This is a genomic window from Mycobacterium alsense, from assembly GCF_002086635.1.
Lineage (GTDB): Bacteria > Actinomycetota > Actinomycetes > Mycobacteriales > Mycobacteriaceae > Mycobacterium > Mycobacterium alsense.
This window is the reverse complement of record NZ_MVHD01000011.1, coordinates 25,325-42,400: the sequence shown is the minus strand read 5'-3', so window position 1 is coordinate 42,400 and position 17,076 is coordinate 25,325. Positions and strand designations below refer to the sequence as shown.

At 67.6% G+C, this 17,076-nt stretch carries 13 protein-coding genes; 1 reads left to right on the top strand and 12 read right to left on the bottom strand.

Going from position 1 to position 17,076, the window contains the following annotated elements; genetic code table 11:
- Nucleotides 1-5: 5 nt before the first annotated feature.
- The 10 genes from BST11_RS28450 to BST11_RS09145 form a co-directional block, all read right to left on the bottom strand.
- The gene (locus BST11_RS28450) at nucleotides 6-395 is read right to left on the bottom strand and encodes a four-helix bundle copper-binding protein (protein ID WP_244897592.1); all 390 of its coding nucleotides are present in this window, start codon (nucleotides 393-395) and stop codon (nucleotides 6-8) included.
- Nucleotides 396-536: 141 nt separating this feature from the next.
- Nucleotides 537-1,883, bottom strand: a complete 1,347-nt coding sequence (locus tag BST11_RS09185; RefSeq protein WP_083137610.1) for an NAD(P)/FAD-dependent oxidoreductase — start codon at nucleotides 1,881-1,883, stop codon at nucleotides 537-539.
- Nucleotides 1,884-2,348 carry a hypothetical protein gene (locus BST11_RS09180; protein ID WP_244897587.1) on the bottom strand — a complete coding sequence of 155 codons (465 nt, stop codon included), beginning with the start codon at nucleotides 2,346-2,348 and terminating at the stop codon, nucleotides 1,884-1,886. It abuts the gene before it with no gap.
- 127 nt (nucleotides 2,349-2,475) lie between these two features.
- Nucleotides 2,476-4,752: a winged helix-turn-helix domain-containing protein gene (locus BST11_RS09175; RefSeq protein WP_083137609.1), complete on the bottom strand. Its 2,277-nt coding sequence runs from the start codon at nucleotides 4,750-4,752 to the stop codon at nucleotides 2,476-2,478.
- Nucleotides 4,753-5,452: 700 nt separating this feature from the next.
- Nucleotides 5,453-6,562, bottom strand: coding sequence for an alpha/beta fold hydrolase (locus BST11_RS09170; protein WP_158086775.1), 1,110 nt, complete (start codon nucleotides 6,560-6,562; stop codon nucleotides 5,453-5,455).
- Between the two features lie 383 nt (nucleotides 6,563-6,945).
- Complete coding sequence (locus BST11_RS09165; RefSeq protein ID WP_083137607.1) at nucleotides 6,946-7,935, bottom strand: aromatic/alkene monooxygenase hydroxylase subunit beta; 990 nt, start codon at nucleotides 7,933-7,935, stop codon at nucleotides 6,946-6,948.
- 3 nt (nucleotides 7,936-7,938) lie between these two features.
- Nucleotides 7,939-8,250 carry an MmoB/DmpM family protein gene (locus tag BST11_RS09160; RefSeq protein WP_083137606.1) on the bottom strand — a complete coding sequence of 104 codons (312 nt, stop codon included), beginning with the start codon at nucleotides 8,248-8,250 and terminating at the stop codon, nucleotides 7,939-7,941.
- Complete coding sequence (locus tag BST11_RS09155) at nucleotides 8,247-8,582, bottom strand: Rieske 2Fe-2S domain-containing protein (RefSeq protein WP_083137605.1); 336 nt, start codon at nucleotides 8,580-8,582, stop codon at nucleotides 8,247-8,249. Before BST11_RS09155 ends, BST11_RS09160 begins: the two co-directional genes overlap by 4 nt.
- Nucleotides 8,569-8,820 carry a toluene-4-monooxygenase system B family protein gene (locus tag BST11_RS09150; protein WP_083137604.1) on the bottom strand — a complete coding sequence of 84 codons (252 nt, stop codon included), beginning with the start codon at nucleotides 8,818-8,820 and terminating at the stop codon, nucleotides 8,569-8,571. Before BST11_RS09150 ends, BST11_RS09155 begins: the two co-directional genes overlap by 14 nt.
- A 4-nt stretch (nucleotides 8,821-8,824) precedes the next feature.
- Complete coding sequence (locus tag BST11_RS09145) at nucleotides 8,825-10,345, bottom strand: aromatic/alkene/methane monooxygenase hydroxylase/oxygenase subunit alpha (RefSeq protein WP_083137603.1); 1,521 nt, start codon at nucleotides 10,343-10,345, stop codon at nucleotides 8,825-8,827.
- A 250-nt stretch (nucleotides 10,346-10,595) separates the two neighbouring features.
- On the opposite strand from BST11_RS09145, the gene BST11_RS09140 reads away from it, so the two are divergent.
- A complete protein-coding gene (locus tag BST11_RS09140) occupies nucleotides 10,596-11,240 on the top strand; it encodes a MarR family winged helix-turn-helix transcriptional regulator (protein ID WP_244897586.1) in 645 nt (214 codons plus the stop codon).
- A 34-nt stretch (nucleotides 11,241-11,274) separates the two neighbouring features.
- On the opposite strand, the gene BST11_RS09135 is transcribed toward BST11_RS09140, so the two are convergent.
- Both BST11_RS09135 and BST11_RS09130 read right to left on the bottom strand, forming a co-directional pair.
- Nucleotides 11,275-14,085, bottom strand: a complete 2,811-nt coding sequence (locus BST11_RS09135) for a helix-turn-helix transcriptional regulator (RefSeq protein ID WP_083137602.1) — start codon at nucleotides 14,083-14,085, stop codon at nucleotides 11,275-11,277.
- A 108-nt stretch (nucleotides 14,086-14,193) separates the two neighbouring features.
- Nucleotides 14,194-17,007 (bottom strand): ATP-binding protein, encoded by a 2,814-nt coding sequence (locus tag BST11_RS09130; protein ID WP_083137601.1) that lies wholly within the window; start codon nucleotides 17,005-17,007, stop codon nucleotides 14,194-14,196.
- Between the last annotated feature and the right edge of the window lie 69 nt (nucleotides 17,008-17,076).

The window sequence follows — 17,076 nt, the reverse complement described above, 5'->3', positions numbered from 1 at the left end:
TGGCCTCAACCGAGCGCCCCCACAAGGTCGCGGCAGGCTCGTTCACAGCGCCGGCACACCTCGGCGCACACGCGGCAATGCTCGTGGTGCGCCGCATGGTTGTCGCACTCGTCCGCGCTTGTCTTGCAGGCGGTGGCGCACGTTTCGAGCACCGTCCTGGTCAAGTTGGCGTCGTAGCCCGTGTGCCGGGACAGGACGCGACCGGTTGTCGCGCAGACGTCCGCGCAGTCAAGGCAGGTACGGACGCATTTGGTCAAGTGCTTGACGTCGTCTTCACTGAGGCAGGCGTCTGCACACGCGGTGCACGCCTGGTCGCATTCAATACATGCGTCGATACATGCGACCAGCTTGTCCCTGTCGATCCGGCCTAGATCTCGTGGATAGGTCTCCAGCATTCTCCTCGCGGCGCTCACGTGAAGAGCATGGCGCGCAAAGGGGTGAACTGTCCTCGCCCACTTCCGTCACTCACCCGGGTGATAAGCGACGTGACGAGAAGCGGCTGGGGGCGACGAGCGCGAAATGGCCTGCCACTCGCGCTATCCGGCGGCGCTGTCTGCCGGAGGAGCGAACTCCTCACTGACCGAGAAACGCGCGATGGAGGACGGGGCTACACCCAGCGACACCATGGGCCGCGGGAAAACGAGCGCGGTCAGATATGCCGTGAAGACAGCCCAGCGGTTCGCGGCGCTCGGTATCGCGTAGAGGTGGTAGCCGCGCGTGACGGCCTTGGCCGGCAGCCCCGACATGTGGATGTTGAGTGGATTGGCCACCGCAAAGCCCGGTCCGAGGTCGACGACGGTGCCCAGATCGCGATGCCGGTAGTCACGTGGCCTTCCGTGGCCGAGGCTGGCGGCGACATTGGCTGCGAGGGTTTTGCCCTGGCGGGTGGCGTGTTGCGCGGTCGGCGGGGTGATGCGCCCCGGCTTGGTGACATCGGCGACCGCGGCGGCGTCACCGCCGGCGAACACGCCCGGCATATCCGGCACCCCGAGGTCGGCATTCACCTTGAGCCGGCCGCGCTCGGTCGGCAGACCCAGCGTGGCGATCAACGGGCTGGCCACCACTCCCGTCAACCAGGCCACGGTGTATGTGTCGATGCGGGTGCCGTCGGTGAGGATCACGTGATCGGGACCGACCTCGCCGAGGGTCACCCCCAGTTGGATCCGCACACCGTGGCGCCGCAAGACGCGTTCGGCCCTCCCCGCGAGCTTCGGGCCGATTTCGGGCATCACCCGGTCTGACAATTCGAGCAGGATCAGTCGGATGTCGTCCCGGGGGATTTGGAATTTGCGCCCGGCCGCCGCGGCCATCGCGCAGAGCTGGGCGGTCAGCTCGGCGCCCGAGTACGACGCCCCCACGACGACAACGGTTTTGCGCGCCTGCGCGCGGCGCGGGTCGCGGTCGATGGCGGCCAGCTCGAACTGTTCGAGGATGTGGTCACGCAGATAGAGGGCTTCGGCGATCGATTTCAGGCCGCGGGCGTGCTCGGCGAGGCCGGGAATGTCGAAGCGGCGAGTGATCGAGCCCGGGGTCAGTACCAGCCGATCCCACGCCAACTCCTGGGTGGCGTTTTCCTGATCGCGAAAGCGTACGGTTCGTGCGGGGAAATCGACCGCGTCGACGTAGCCGCGGATCAGCCGCACACCGGGCAAGTTGTCGCTCAACGGAATCGTGACGAAGCGCGGATCGATCACGCCTCCGGCGACGTCCGGTAACAGCGGCGTGTAGAGCAGATAGTCCACCGGAGAGATCAGGGTGACGGTCGCGCGTGATCTCTTGCGGCGCAGCAAGGATGTGAGCCGTCGCGCGCATTCGAATCCGGCGAACCCGCTACCCACGATCACCACCGACGGGGCATGGTCGGTCTGTCGGGTCGTGCGCATCTAAACCGCCTCGAGCTGCTGGAGGCGAATGGCGGTCAGCATCGTGCGCAGTTGCGGCTCCTCGGGGCTACCGGCGTAGCCATCCAGCCAGCCGGTCAGCTTCGCGAATACCGCCACCGGCAACGTCATCGGGTTCGACAGGAGGGCGGTGAGGATGCGTTTGATCACCAGATAGGTTTCTCCGCAGCCCAATTCGACGAAGACGATGGTGCGCTCGTAGCCGGTCAGACGCGACTTCACCGCATCGACCAGTGACCATGCCATGTCCTCGTCGCGGGTCGCCGACCGGTCAATCGGGGGGAGCGATTGCGCCAGCGAGCCACGCCTCGCGACGTTCGGTGTCGGCGACGACGCCGATCGCACCCCGCTGGCGTCCCCGGTGAGGACGTAGACCGGGGCCTGCGGCCCGACGGCGGCGTGGCCGGGGCCGTCGGCGGCCTTCTTGACCTCCACGGCGGTAAGCATGTCCTGGTTCCTTCCACGAGCCCGTCGATCGTCTGCTCTTGTGTGAGGCTGCCGCCGCGTGGGGTGAACCGTCATCACCCCAGCCCTCTGTTCACCCGGGTGATTGACGCGATGTCGCGCTCGACGATTACAGCAGGCCGAGTTCCCGCGCCCGGCTGACCGCCGCGCCCCGGTGCTCAACCCGCAGCTTGCGGTACACGGCGCGCTGGTGGGTCTTCACGGTGTTGAGCGAGACGTAGAGCCGCTCACCTATCTCACGTCGCGACAACCGCGTGGCGAGCAGGCGAAGAACCTCGAGCTCCTTGGGGGTCAGCTCCTCATCGACGGCGAACTTCGCGTTGCGCGAAGCCGCCGCGGCCGACGCGTTGCGCCCGGCCGAAGCGAGCACCGTCGAGCCGATGCCGGCGTCCGGGCAATCGCGCACGAGGGTGTCGACCTCTTCGAGGATCGCCTTCGCCGTCTGGTGGTCGCCGAGTTGCTCGACGATCTTTGCCCTCACCGACAGCGTCTTGGCCACCTCGAGGATCGCTCCACCTTGGCGCGCCGACCTGACGGCCATGTCGGCGGCGGCTGCGGCCGCGGCCGTGTCACCGCGCATCCGGAGGAGTTCGGCCGTGGCGAGCGACACCATGGCGTCCACGAGGTGTTCCCCGTCCGCCAGATCCTTGGAGCTGCCGGAAGCTCGGCGGATCTGACGTTCGGCGTCCGCCAGCCGGCCGTGCTCGGCCGAAATCAGCGCCAGTTGGCCCAGCGCGTAGCTGCGCGCACGACGATCGCCCACCTTTTCGGCCAGCTCCACTGCCCGCCGGAAGGCGGCCTGCGCCTCGTGGGTGTTGCCCGAAAAGTACAGTGCGGATCCATAGATGCAGTAGGCGCTTGATCGGCCCAGCGGCACCTCGCCGAGATCGAGAGTGATCGCCCTGCGAGCCGCCTCGAGCGCCGCGGCGAGTTCGGCCGTCTTGAACGAGTGAACCGCGCGCAGGACGACGGCTTGAGCGCTGACGGCCCCGCCGTCTGCGGTGTCGCCCGCGGATCCGGTCTCGACTGCCTCGATCCATTCGGCGGCGTCATCGAGTTGACCACCGCTCAGGGCGATCCACGCGCGGGCCACGCTCAGCCGCGGATCCCGTAGAACGGTTTCCTCGGGGAGCAGATCAAGCAAGCTGGAGACGGTCGACCGGCCGCCCCCGTTGAATTCGTCGACCCAGTCCGCGGCGATCAGATCGGCACTGCGCGCGATGTCACCGCCGGCGACCAGGTGCCGCACCGCCTCATCGATGAGGCCCTCGGTCTCGAACCAGGTCGCGGCTCGCCGGTGCAGATCGGCGACGAGATCGGGCTCGCTGCGCCGCAACTCGGTGCGCAGCAATTCCCCGAACAGCTGGTGATAGCGATACCAGCGACGGGACATGTCCAGCGGCACGACAAACAGGTTTTCGCGCTCGATCTTCTCCAGGACCGAGGCCGAGCCAGACGTTTGCAGTATCGCGTCGCACAGCTCACCGTTGAGTCGTCTCAGGACCGAGGTGCGCAGCAGGAACCTGCGCAGTTCCGGTGGTTGACCGTCGAGCACCTCGGCCATCAAGTAGTCGACGACGTGACGGTTGTCGCCGGCGAAGGTTCTGATGAACGCGGAGGCATCGGCACGCCCGGCGAGTGAGAGGGCGGCAAGGTACAGGCCGGCGGCCCACCCTTCGGTGCGCCGGTGCAGCAGTTGCACATCTTCGTCGGCCAAGTCCAGCCCGAGCACATCGTTCAGCAGATGCTCCGCATCGATGGGCCCGAAACGTAAATCGTCGGATCGCATCTCGGCAAGGTCGCCGCTGGCCCTCAACCGCGCTAACGGCAGCACCGGATCCGATCGGGTGGCCAACACCAAGTGAAGATTCGCGGGGATCCGGCTGATGAAGAACGCCAGTTGGTCATGAACCGCGCGACTTGTCACCAGGTGGTAGTCGTCCAGGATGAGCACCATCGGGCTGGCGATCGTGTCCAGATCATTCAGCAGCGTCGGCAGAACGACCTGCACCGGGTCGGCGCCCATCGCGAGGAGTTCGACCGCGCGAATCCCGACCCCCGGGCTGATCTTCTGCAGCGCGGCGACCACGTACATCCAAAACCACACCGGGTCGTTGTCCGAGGGATCAACCGACAGCCAGCCGAACCGCTGGTCCTCGTCTCCACCCAGCGCCCACTCGGCCAGGAGTGTCGTCTTGCCCCATCCCGCCGGCGCGCTCAGCAGTGTGAGCTTGCGGCGAAGCCCGGCCGACAGGACGTCGAGCAGGGCGGCCCGGTGGACGAGCTGGGTCCCGATCGCCGGGATGTGCAGCTTGGTGCCGAGCAGAACCGCCCGCGCGGCGGCTTCGCCGGTGCCATGGGCGCCGCGTCCCCCCGAGCCGGTCATGTCCGAATTCCGCGAATCCGTCGAAGCCGGGGGCCGGGCGGGAAGCCGCGGCGTTGGCGCCTCCTGGGTGGGCGCTGGCGTTTCGGCATCCCAATTGTTCTCTGCGGGGTCGGGCGGGCTCGTTCTGCCTGGCGATCGCGGCGACCCCATTGAATCAGATCCGTCCTCGGTGACGACCTTGGGCACGCGCCGCCGGTGCCCGTTCGAAGTGGCGGGCCCCAGCAGCATCGGCCCAATCATTTTCTCGTGATTCGCGCTCACGCCGTGCCCGCTCACCGCATTTCACCTCTTTCACCGAAGCAGCAACTCCTGCAACCCATGACATCGCCGCGCGCGGATGGTGAGCGTCTCAAGATGAGGTGATTCAGCGTCTCAAAGTGAGACGCCCGGGCCGTCGGGCGGCCCGTCGGCGTCTTCAGCGTGCTCATGGCCGTCGGGACACCAACCCGTCCCCGCCGACGCCGAACACCACGGGCATCATCATCAACATTCCCCAGACTGTGCTCATCATCGCTTCCCAACTCCCCTGTGTCTGGCCCCCCGGCGCCGCTTCCCGGTTGAGCGGCGGGGTCGCGGCGATCCGGAGTGCAATCACTACGTTGGCAGCGTGCGCACCGCCGATACCATCGCCCAACGGGTGATCTTTAGCGCCGGGTCGGTGTATACCTAGCGCCTTGAAATTTGACGGACCGGTCAATGGTCATGACACCCGCTCCTCGAGCGGCTTTCCCGACGCCGCGCACGCACCCGGGTCACCAGCTTCGAAATCGGCACGGTGGCCGCCGGCGGCGATGGCGGAACTGATGGCTCCGGTGACGACCTCCGGGACTTCATACAACAGCGTGTGCCCCGCGGTGGGCCGGTGGATGAGCGTCGCCCCGCGGATCCCGTCGGCCAGCTTGCGGGCGTGCCACATCGGCGTGAGCTTGTCCGCTCCTCCACTGATGATGGTCGTCTTGGCCGTGATAGAGCTCAGGGTCTGAGAGCAGTCGTACTCTTTAAGACCGCGCAGGAAGCCGACTTTGGTCGTCGACGGGGTGGCGTCCACGGCGGCCGCGGACATAGCCACCAACGATTTCGGGGCGGCTTCACCGTATCCGCCGTGTCTGGTCAGTGCCGCGCACACCGGCCTGGCGAGGAATTGAACCACCTCATCGGTGCCCGCGCGAGGCATCCGGCGCACGATGCCGTAGAGCATGCTCGTCGCGGGCGTGTTCAGCAGCCGTCCGAGGCCGTGCGAGCCGAGATTTCCCGCGGCGGTCGCGACGAGAACGAGGCTCTCCGGCTCAACCGGACGCTTGCCGGCCGGCCGCCGAAAATAGGCCAAGGCCGCCATGCCGCCCATCGAGTGCCCGACCAGCGTGAGTGGGCCCGTGACGCCAAGCGCGACCAGCAACTCGGCGAGGTCGTCGGCGAGCCGATCGATCCGGTACGTGTCCATGGGTGCTTTGCCGGATGCGCCGTGACCGCGGTGGTCGTAACTGATGATCCGGATGTTGTTGCCCCAGTGGCGGATCAGGTCTGTCACCTGGATGTTCCAGGACTCTTTGGTCAGGCAAAAGCCGTGCAGAAGTACGACCGTATGGCAGGCGCCGTGAGGTCCCCAGTCGCGAACGGACAGCGCGACGCCATCGCTCGTGGTGACTGTGCGGTGGCGCGGCAGCGATCGGCCCGTGCCGGGCGTTCGCCTGCGGCCGCGTCGCGCTGACGGCCGCTGCGACGTCGCCTTGTCGCCGGACGTTAGCCGCGCATCGAGATGTACAGTCCCGCTTGCCGGTTCGGCGAGCGTGCTGGCGTGACCGGCGGTCATCGGGACACCAGCCCGGCCCCGGCGACACCGAACGCCACCGGCAACCATCGTCGGCATTCCAAGCGCCGCATCCAGCATCGTTCGCTCTTTCCCTTGCGTGCTCACCGGCACCTGGCCGGCCCGAATGGGCCGCTTGCCTGGGTGAGGACGTGAGTAGTTTCGGGAACTACGCTCGTCGCGCGGGCAGCGGAAAACCATCGCCCGAGGGTTGATGTTTAGGGCCGGATGGGTGTAGTGACAGGCCGGCGCGGGGGACCCGCGAAGCGGCCGCCGAAATCAGATGCGCGCGGCGGACCGGTCCGCGGACACCGCAACAGCGACCCGCGCGTCGGGTCCCGGGGGCGCCGTCGTTGAACCCGCGAGCCGTCGGGAGGTCCGTGCGGCTAACCGGCCCACTGTGCGGTGAACGCGGCGACCGAGCGCGCGACCCGCTCCCGGATGGCGTCGGGATCGGGAAGCGCGGCGGCGAGGCCGGTGACGGCCCGGTCGGCGCGGGGGCGCCATTTTTCGATCCACCCTTCGATGACGGCGCGGTTGGCGGGATTGGCGGTCAGTGCGTAGCGGGCGAGTGCGGCGCTCCATGCTTGGTTGCGGGTGGTGTCGACCCGGGATTCCTGCAGCAGCGCCGCCGTCAGGCCGTCGCCGTGGTCGTTGGCCAACTCGGCGAACGCCTCCTTCAGCAGCGCGTCGAGCGCCGGTTTGACCGCCAGGTTCAGCGCGGTGAAGGCCTCGCCCCAGTCGTAGGCCACCAGCAGGCGTTCCAGCGTTTCGCGGGCGGGCTGCCAGGCCTCGTCGGTTTCCCAGATTCGCCGTGTCGCTTCGGTATTGGCCAATCGTGTGTCGTGGGAGAGTGAGAGCGACTTGGCGCGGTAGGCGATCCATTGCAGCGCCCGTAGTTCGTCGGCGGCCTGGAAGAAGGCCGCGTTGGTGATGTAGGCGCTCGGCGCGAGTTGTCCGACGTAGAGGCTGGTGATCTGCAGGACGTGGAACAGGTAGCGGGCCGGGACATAGATGCGGGCCAGGGTCTCGATCCAGGCGGGATCGAGCTTGCCGTCGCTGTCGAGGGCTTCGTGGTGGTCGACCACGCCCTCGGCGTAGACCTCGCGGTCGTGTTGCAGTGCGATGTAGCGGCGGTAGTTCAGAGCGGCGGGGTCACGGAAGCCTTCCCAGTTTTCGGCCTGCAGCGGTGAGCCCTCGCGGTGCCTGAGGTACCAGCGGTTGATGGCGCTGCCGGGATCGAGGTCGAAGGGTGCCGGATGGCGGTTGAAGTGGTAGTGGAACCTGCCGGTGACGGCTTCGTACTCGGTGGGTTTACGCCGGGTGTCATCGGCGATGCTCCAGGTCTTCAGCGGTCGGGTCTTCGCGGCGGTCATGTGTCAGTCCTCTCGGTCCAGGTACCAGTGCAGCTCGTCGTCGCCGACGTAGCGCATCCGGCCGGCGAACGCCACCAGTGCCGGTTCCAAGCTGGCCAGCGGGAAGGGTTGGCCCGCAGCGGATTCCAGGCTCGCACGGGTTACGCGCAGGAATCGCGGTGCGTGGATGCGCACGTAGCCGGCATGGTCCTCAACGGTGATGGCGGCGCCGGGGTTGTCGGTGAAGATCGTGTCGGTCAGGGCGGCGACGATGTCGGGGTCGAAGCCGCGCACGACGGGGCCGACGAGCTTGTCCTGTTCTGCGGCGGCGGTCATCGGTGGTCTCCTTCGCTGAGCGATACGGTGATCTGGTCGCCGTCGAGGCGTACGGGATGGCTGTGCAGCCGGCAGTTGTCCGGATTCACCCCGGCACCGGTGGCGAGGTTGAATTCCCAACTGTGGGCGCTGCACGTCAAGATGTCTCCTTCGACATCGCCGTCGGCCAGCGGGAATCCGGCGTGCGGGCACAGACCGTCGTAGGCGCGAATTTCCCCGCCGCGCAGGTGGGCGAGCAGGATCGGCCGGTCACCCACCTCGAATTCCGCCACCTCGCCCTCCCATAGGTCGTCGAGGGTGGCCACGGGAGTCCAGGTGCTAGCGCTGGGCATAGAACGCCTCGACGTGGTCCAGCGGACCGACTCCAGACGCACCGATTCCCGCTTTGGGGTCCAGGACTTTGCCGTTGTGGCGCAGCCGGATTGGGGCATCGCGCTTGGCGACCCGGTGACCGACCACATGATGGGCGATCGCCGCGCTGACGGCTTCGACGCTGTCGGCGTCATCGACGGGGATGAGGAGTTCGAGCACGTCGCCCTCGAACAGGGCGGTCAGGGGAAGCAGCGCCATGGTTTCAGCCCTTCGATCCGCTAATCGATCCGTGGCGGACACCGTTGAGCGCCCACCCGTAGTTGTCGGCGTCTTGGCCCTGTTCCTCGGCCGAGAGCCCGAAGTACCGCAAGACGGTGCCGAGGTCGGGTGGGCTGATCTCGCCGGACAGGACCCGGTCGATCAGGGACTGGTGGCCGGCGAACCGGTCGGGTCGTTGGGTGAAGATCCACCGGCAGGGCTCCGAGCAGAACAGGTACTTGCGGCCGTTGTGCACATGCGTCAGCGGGGCGGGATCGGTGTGCGCACCGACGATCACCCCGGCGGCACGCACGATGGGCAACTGGCACAGGTTGCAGGTGATCGGCAGGGTTTCCGGCAGGGTGGCGGCGATGTCACCGTTGCGGATGTTGTCGGTGACGACATCCCACTGCTTGCCGAAGTTGCGGTTCCAGCCGGGGTACTTCTCCTCCAGCCACAGTCGCTCCGCGTCGGAGGCGCCGGCGTCGGGGTTCCACCACACCGTGGGCCGGTAGTACCACACACCCAAATGAATGGCATGGTGATACCAGGTCAGCTCGTTGATGAATTCCTCCCAGTACCAGGGGAAGTCGAGCCCGTAGTCGCGGAACTGGTCGGCGAACTGCTTGACCACCCAGTCCTCGATGAACTCCTTGAAGCTCATCCGCCGGCTCTCCAGCGGGGTGTAGTAGTCCATCGACAGACCGGTCAGCAGCGCGAAGATGCGCCACGACCGCCAGAACATGTGGTCGATGAGGAACTGGCCCCACTCCGCCTCGCCGTTGTCGGTGAGCACCTTGATCGTCGGCTCGCCCTGTTGTGCGTGGCGGGCCTCGTCGGTCTGGATGGAGCTGATCAGCGCGCCGAATTCCAGGTCGCCGACGTCGATGGCGTCGGCGGCCATCCCGAGGAACTGCAGGTTGGTGAACCCCGTCTCCAGGGTGAAGGTCAATTGCAACGCGATCGACAACGCGTCGTTGGCAACGAACATGTCGTCGAACAGATAGCGCACCGCGAGCACGATCCAGTTGTTGGTGTGAAATGCCTTGAGCGCCCAATCGCCTCGGGGTTCTTTGTCGAGCAGGCCGTACGGGAAGAACGCCTGAATCTGGCCATGGCGGACCTCGTCCAGGGTGCCGAAGGTCGCGGTGTTGCGCCAGGCCGCCGAGCGGCCGAACCTTCCCATCCGCGCTTCACCGATGGACGCCAGGTATTCGGGCATCGTGATGGCGCCGTAATGCGCCACGATGACGGACTTCCACCCCGGGTCGAGTTGCTCGAACAGCTTCGATCGTCCGATGGCGTTCTTCAGCGAGTACGTCGTGGTGTCCTTGGTGACCTGATTGTGCACGTACTCGCGGAAACCGATTTTGTACGGCTCGTCCCACTTGAGCCAGGCCTCCGAGGAGACCCGGTGCGTGCCCGAAAGCTCCTCGGGAAACACCTCGTTCTCGGTCACGTAGCGAAACGTCCAGTTGGTGTCGCGGGCCAGGTCGTACCAATCGCTGCGAGAAAGTTTGGGCATGTGTCGTCCTTGGTCGGGCATGAGCTGCGATCTGAGCCGCGTTGAGCTGCGTTGATGACGCGAACGGGACCATGATGCAATAAACCTCGAGGGCTCCTAAGCGTTACGATCACGGTGATTCGCAACGTCGGGTGAAACCGGCGCGCCAAATACGCTCCGATGCGGATGTCCACCCGACAGAAAGCACGCGGGAAGGGGTCACAGTGCCGACGAGCACCCGGCAACACGGTTCGTCATCGAGCACGAATCCGTGGGCGGCTTCGCCGGACGTCGCCGCCGGCAAGCCGAACGAGGTCGTGCCCTGAAATCCGAAGGTGCACGTCACCGAAGCCTGGACTCCAAGATCGTCGCCGCGCTCGACCGGGTCGGCGAAGCTCTGCACGTGCTGGCCAGGCGGGCCGCCGAACGACACGATCTGTCGAGCACCCAAATGCGGGTGCTCAGTTGGCTTTACGTCGGTCCGCCGCCGGCGGCCCGCAGCACCGCGCTCGCCCGCGAACTCAACGTCGCCGATCCCACCGTCAGCGACGCAATCGCGGCACTGATCCGCAAAGGCCTGGTGGTGCGCACCCCGAACCCCGACGACCGCCGTCGCCGCGACCTGGTACTCACCCCGACAGGCCGCAAAGCCGCGACCGAGCTGGCACGCTGGACCGCACCCGCGGAGATCGCCACGTCCAAACTCGACCGCTCCGAAGCCGAACGGCTGCTCGACACGCTCCTCGTCGTCATGGCCAAACTCCATGACGCGCAGATGCTTCCCGTCATCCGCGCCTGCAGCACATGCGTTCTACTGCACACCACCGATGCGCGAAGCTACCACTGCAGGTTCTACGACACGCCAATGACGATCTCGGATCTGCGAGTCGATTGCAGCGACCACGTTGCCGTCTAACGGCGCGTGACTCGCGGGATGCTCTGGCATGCGGTCAATCAGCGCCGCGCACCAGCTGCGCCAATTGGGCGCGGGATGCGATGCCCAATTTCGCAAATGCGTTGTGCACGTGGGTCTTCACGGTGTGGGGGGAGAGGTGCAGTTGGGCGGCGACGTCGCGGTTGGTCGCGCCCTGTGCGATGAGGTTGACCACCGTGAGCTCGGAGTCGGTCAGGCTGTCCCAGCCGCTTTTTGCCCGCGGGTGCGTGACGACGCGCCGTTCCACGCCTAATTGGCGCAGCGCGCGGCCCACCCGGCGGGCATCGGCAATCGATTCGCACTCGATATAGGTGTCGAACGCCGCGTTCAGCTGGTCGATCGCCTCGGCGTTGCGCCGGGCGCGACTCAGCTCGCCGCCGGCGTCCTCGGCGGCGCTCGCGAAAAGAAGCGGCCGCGACGACGAGTGGAGTAACTCCGCGGCGACAACCAGCGCCCGGGCATCGTGTTCGAGGATCCCGCGGGCATACCCGGCCACCCCTGCCAACAGCGGCACCGCGGACCCCTCACGCTCCAGCACCTCGGTGGCCCGCAAAGCCCGCGCGCGTAAGCCGGCATCACCGGCGGCCCTGGCAACCCGGGCACCCAAGATGAGCCGAACGAATGCATGGGGGAACAGCGGTGTCCCCAGTAGGGTGACCTCGCCGAGCCAGCGCATCGCGTCGTGAACATCGTCGTGCTGCCACGCCGCCAGCGCGAGCACATACGCCGCTCCTCGACGTACCGCGGCTGAGCCGGCGGAATAGGCATCACGCGCGTCGTTGACCATCCGCTGCAGCAGATTTCGGTCGTCGGTGTGCACCGCCACCTCGGCCAGAGTCACCATTCGCAGTATGTCGGGCTCGGTCGCACCTGTCGGCTGTGGGGGCGGCAAGGACTCCGTCGCGTCGCGAGCGGCCGACAGCCGGCCCGCGGCCAGATGGACAATCCCACTAAAGACGGCCCAGATGACGAGTGCCATCGCGTTGCCTTCCCGCTGGGCTTGGCCAATGCCGCGGGCGACCCGGGCGGTCGCGTCGTCCAACCGGCCGACCACTGCCAGCAGGTTTGCGTAATGCATTGCGGCATAGGCAGAAGCCAACGCCGCATCATTCGTGGGCGCGGGCGGGGAAAGCTCTTCGAGGCGACTTACGGCGCGTCGTGTGTACCCCTCACCGGCGTCGAGTAAAGCGACGGTGACGCCGGCCATGATCGTGGCCTCGAGGTCACCGGTGACCGCCGCGGCCGCGGCAGCCTCGTCGGCGGTCGTGCGACGTTGCCCACCTTGGTCCTGCAGGGCCAGGTTGTAGGCCAGCCACGCCAGATGCCGTGCCCGGGTGACCTCGCTGATGTCGGTCAACTCGAGCGCCCGCCGATTCTCCGCCACGCGCCGCTGGGTGTTGTGCTTGGTGTGCGCCGGGAGCCGGAGGCGAATCTCGGCCTCTACTTCGGGCGAGGCCGCCTGCGAGAGCGCCACGACGGCCAAATCTTCGGCCTCGCCGTAGCGGCTGGCCCGGTTGAGCCACTCGACAGTGTCGGCGACGAGTGACCCGGAGTCCGGGTCGTGGGCGGGCAGTAGCTGCAACGCGCGCTTGCTCAAGTCCGCGGCCGAGCTCGCGTCGTTGTGGCCGACCGATTGCGCGGCCCGGCGCAGTGCGTCGATCGCTTCGCCGTCCCCCGGCTCTGCGCTGCGTGCCAGCTGGGTGGCCACCTCGGCCGGGGCCGCACCCATCCCCAGCATGACGGACGCCGACTGGCGCTCCATCGCCCGGCGCAGCGATTGTGGCAGCGACTGCCGGGTCGCCTCGCGCAGCAAGTCGTGCCGAAACCTCAGCCGCTCACCGTCTTCGACGAAAAGGTCCGCGCGCACCGCCTCCTCGAGCGCCGACAGCAACGATGTCGGCGGCCGGTCCAGCATCGCGGCCAGCAAGCCCCCCGAAAACCGGTCGGGCAGCACCGCGGCGACCCGCACCACCTGCGATGCATCCCCGGACAGGAGGTCCAGCCGCTGGTGCATCGTCGCGCCCAGGCGCCGCGGCAGCTCGTCTCCGGTGACCTTCGCGCGGCCGCCGGAGAGTTTGAGCCGGCCCTCCTCGCCCAAGCCCCTGACGAGCTCGGTGACGAGAAACGGATTGCCATGTGCCTTGGCGGCCAAATTCAGCAGCGAGACATCGGCTTTCGCCCGCACCGTGTCGCGGACCACGTCGGCGACCGCGTCCGGCGCGATGGCCGCCAATCGTACGAATGTGGCGTCCCCGCGTTGGAGCACCGACAATGTTTCGTGAAGCGCCGGCCCGCCGGCCCCGGTGCGGGCGGTCATCACCCACAGGACCGCCACATCCGGGCGCACCGCGGCCAGCGACCGCAGCGCAAGCAACGTGCCGTTGTCGGCCCAGTGAATGTCCTCCAGCACAATCGCCAGGGGGGTCTGTGCGGCCGCCGCTTGAATCGCATTGTGCAGATCGTGCACCACCCAGTAGCGCAGATCCGCCGAGCCGGCCAATTGCCGCAGCGCCCCGACGTCTCCCACCGGGGGATCGGCGTTCAGGGTGGCCATGAACAGTGAGAAGAACGGCACCGCCTGCTGATACTCGAATGCCTCCCCGAACAAGGTGCGCACCCCGACCTTGTCGGCCAGCGCTAACACCTCGGTGAGCAACCGACTCTTGCCGATGCCGGGCGGGCCTTCGATGACCAACACGCCCCCGCGCCCCTGGGCCACCGCGGTAACCAGCGCGGCAATCAGTTTCAGCTCGTCTGTCCGCCCCCGAATCGGCGGTGTGACCAGCCGTTGGCCGCCGACATCAGAAAGGCCGGTCGAAGGCCCCACCGGGTGTCCTATCTACCTAGCTACCTATTTCTACCCACCGTTACCGGATCGTTCCTGCAGCGCCTGTCATTGTAGGCATGCCCCCGTCGTCTCTCCGATTTGCTGTCGTCAATCAGAGCCCTGGATGAGCTGCGCCAATTGGGTGCGGGACGTGATGCCCAGCTTCGCGAAAGCGTTGTGCACGTGGGTCTTTACCGTGTGGGTGGACAGGTATAGCTGGGTGGCGACGTCGCGGTTGGTCGCGCCCCGTGCGATGAGGTTGACGACCGTGAGTTCGGCGTCGGTGAGGCTGTCCCAGCCCGTCTTTGCCCGTGGGCGCGTGACGATGCGCCGTTCCACGCCCAGCCGGCGCAGCGCGCGGCCGACCCGGCGCGCATCGGCGAACGCCTCGCACTCGACGTAGGTGTCGAATGCCGCGCTCAGCTGGTCGATCGCCTCGGTGTTGCGCTGTGCGCCACCCAGCTCGTGGCCGGCATCCTCGGCGGCGCTCGCGAAAAGTAGCGGCCGGCCCGACGAGCGAAGCGACTCGGCGGCCGCAATCAGCGCCGGGGCGTCGTGTTCGAGGAGCCCGCGGGCATACCGGGCCACCGCCGCCAACAGCGGCGCCGCGGGCTGCTCGCACTCCAGCACCTCGGCGGCCTGCAGGACCCGCGCGCGCAAGCCCGCATCACCGGCCGCGGAGGCCACCCGCGCACTCAAGATCACCCGATCGAAGGCATAGACCTGCAGTGGTGTCCCGAGAAGGGCGATGTCGCCGCCGAGCCAACCCGCCGCCTCATGAACGTCATCACGCAGCCATGCGGCCAGCGCAAGCACATACGCCGCTCCTCGACGGATGGCAGGCGAACCGGTGGGGTAGGCATCGCGCGCCTCATTGGTCATCTGCTGCAACAGATTTCGGTCGTCCGTGTGCATCGCGACCGAGGCCAGGATCACAATGCGCAGCAGGTCCGGCTCGCTTACGCCTGTCGGTTGGGGGGCCTGCAGAGGCTCAGCCGCGTCGCGAGCCGCCGACAGCCGGCCCGCGGCGAGGTGGACGATCCCGCTGATGACGGTCCACATATTGAGGACCATCGCGTTGCCTTCCCGACGGGCCTGCCCGATGCCTTCGGCGACCCGGGCTGTCGCGTCGTCCAGCCGGCCGACCACTGCCAGCAGGATTGCGTAGTAAATTGCGGCAAAGCCATGAGCCGAGGCCGCATCACTCGTGTAGCTCAGCGAGCAGAGCCTTTCGAGGCGGCCGAGGGCGCGACCGCGAAACCCGTCACCTACATCGAGCAATGCGAGGGTGATCTCGGCCATGATCGTGGCCTCGAGATCACCGGTGGCTGCCGCGGCGGCGGCAGCCTCGTCGGCCGCCGTGCGCCGTTGCCCGTTTTTGTCCTGCAACACAGTGTTGTAGGCCAGCCACGCCAGATGCCGTGCCCGGGTGACCTCGCTGATGCCGCCCAGCTGCAGCGCTCGGCGATTCTCCTCTGCCCGCCGCTGGGTGCTGTGCTTGGTGTGCGCCGGGAGCCGGAGGCGAATCTCGGCCTCTTCGTCGGGCGACGCCGCCTCCGAGAGGGCCGCAAGGGCCAATTCTTCGGCCTCGCCGTAGCGGCTGGCCCGGTTCAGCCACTCGACCGTCTCGGCGACCAGTGACCCGTGTTCGGCGTCATCGGCCGGCAACAGCTCCAGCGCCCGCCCGCACAAATCCGCGGCCGCACTCGCATCGCCGCGGCCCACCGAGTGGGCGGCCTGCCGCAGCGCACCGATCGCCTCCCTGTCGCCTGGCTCCGCGCTGCGTGCCAGCTGGGTGGCCACCTCGGCCGGGGCCGCGCCCATCCCCAGCATGACCGACGCCGACTGGCGCTCCATCGCCCGGCGCAGCGATTGTGGCAGCGACTGCCGGGTCGCCTCGCGCAGCAAGTCATGCCGAAACCTCAGCCGCTCACCATCTTCCACGAGCAGGTCCGCGCGCACCGCCTCCTCGAGCGCCGACACCAACGACGCCGGAGAACGCTCAAGCATCGCGGCCAGCAAGCCGGCCGAAAACCGGTCGGGCAGCACCGCGGCGACCCGCACCACCTCCGCCACCTCACCGGAGAGCAAGTCCAGCCGCTGGTGCATCGTCGCGCCGAGACGCCGGGGCAGCCCGTCTCCGGTGACCATCGCCCGGCCGCCGGAGAGTTTGAGCCGGCCCTCCTCGCCCAACCCCCCGACCAGCTCGCTGACCAGAAAAGGGTTCCCGTGCGCCTTGGCGGCCAAATTCAGCAGCGACACATCGGCTTTCGCCCGCACCGTGTCGCAAACCATGTCGGCGACGGCGTCCGGCGCGATGGCCGCCAATCGCACGAATGTGGCGTTCGCGCGCTGCAGCACCGACAAGGTTTCCTGCACCGCAGGCCCGCCGGCCCCGGTGCGGGCGGTCATCACCCACAGCACCGCCACATCCGGGCGCACGGCGGCCAGCGACCGCAGCGCCAACAGCGTGCTCTTGTCGGCCCAGTGGATGTCCTCCAGCACAATCGCCAGGGGGGTCTGTCCGGCCGCCGCACGAATCGCGTCCGCCAGATCGTGCACCACCCAGTAGCGCAGATCGGCCGAGCCACCCAGCCGGCGCAGCGCCTCGGCGTCTCCGACCGGGGGGTCGGCGTGCAGGGTGGCCATGAACAGCGAGAAGAACGGCACCGCCTGCTGATACTCGAAAGCCTCGCCGAACAAGGTGCGGACCCCGCGCGCGTCGGCCAGCGTCACCACCTCGGTCAACAGCCGGCTTTTGCCGATGCCGGGCGGGCCCTCGATGACCAGCACACCCCCGCGCCCCTGGGCCACCGCGGTGACCAGCGCGGCAATCAGTTTCAGCTCGTCCGCCCGCCCCCGAATCGGCGGCGTGACCAGCCGCTGACCGCCGACATCAGAAAGGCCGGTTGAAAGCCCCACCGGGTGTCCCGTCTACCGTTTGCCGGACTGCCACTGCAACGGGCGTCATTGTAGCCCGGCCGCGCCATC

What these genes read in the sequence shown, in the direction of transcription:
- BST11_RS09155 (WP_083137605.1), bottom strand. Translation starts at nt 8,582, where the DNA reads ATGCCCAGCGCTAGCACCTGGACTCCCGTGGCCACCCTCGACGACCTA.
- BST11_RS09185 (WP_083137610.1), bottom strand. Translation starts at nt 1,883, where the DNA reads ATGCGCACGACCCGACAGACCGACCATGCCCCGTCGGTGGTGATCGTG.
- BST11_RS09165 (WP_083137607.1), bottom strand. Translation starts at nt 7,935, where the DNA reads ATGACCGCCGCGAAGACCCGACCGCTGAAGACCTGGAGCATCGCCGAT.
- BST11_RS09145 (WP_083137603.1), bottom strand. Translation starts at nt 10,345, where the DNA reads ATGCCCAAACTTTCTCGCAGCGATTGGTACGACCTGGCCCGCGACACC.
- BST11_RS09150 (WP_083137604.1), bottom strand. Translation starts at nt 8,820, where the DNA reads ATGGCGCTGCTTCCCCTGACCGCCCTGTTCGAGGGCGACGTGCTCGAA.
- BST11_RS09160 (WP_083137606.1), bottom strand. Translation starts at nt 8,250, where the DNA reads ATGACCGCCGCCGCAGAACAGGACAAGCTCGTCGGCCCCGTCGTGCGC.
- BST11_RS09170 (WP_158086775.1), bottom strand. Translation starts at nt 6,562, where the DNA reads ATGACCGCCGGTCACGCCAGCACGCTCGCCGAACCGGCAAGCGGGACT.
- BST11_RS28450 (WP_244897592.1), bottom strand. Translation starts at nt 395, where the DNA reads ATGCTGGAGACCTATCCACGAGATCTAGGCCGGATCGACAGGGACAAG.
- BST11_RS09180 (WP_244897587.1), bottom strand. Translation starts at nt 2,348, where the DNA reads ATGCTTACCGCCGTGGAGGTCAAGAAGGCCGCCGACGGCCCCGGCCAC.
- BST11_RS09175 (WP_083137609.1), bottom strand. Translation starts at nt 4,752, where the DNA reads ATGACCGGCTCGGGGGGACGCGGCGCCCATGGCACCGGCGAAGCCGCC.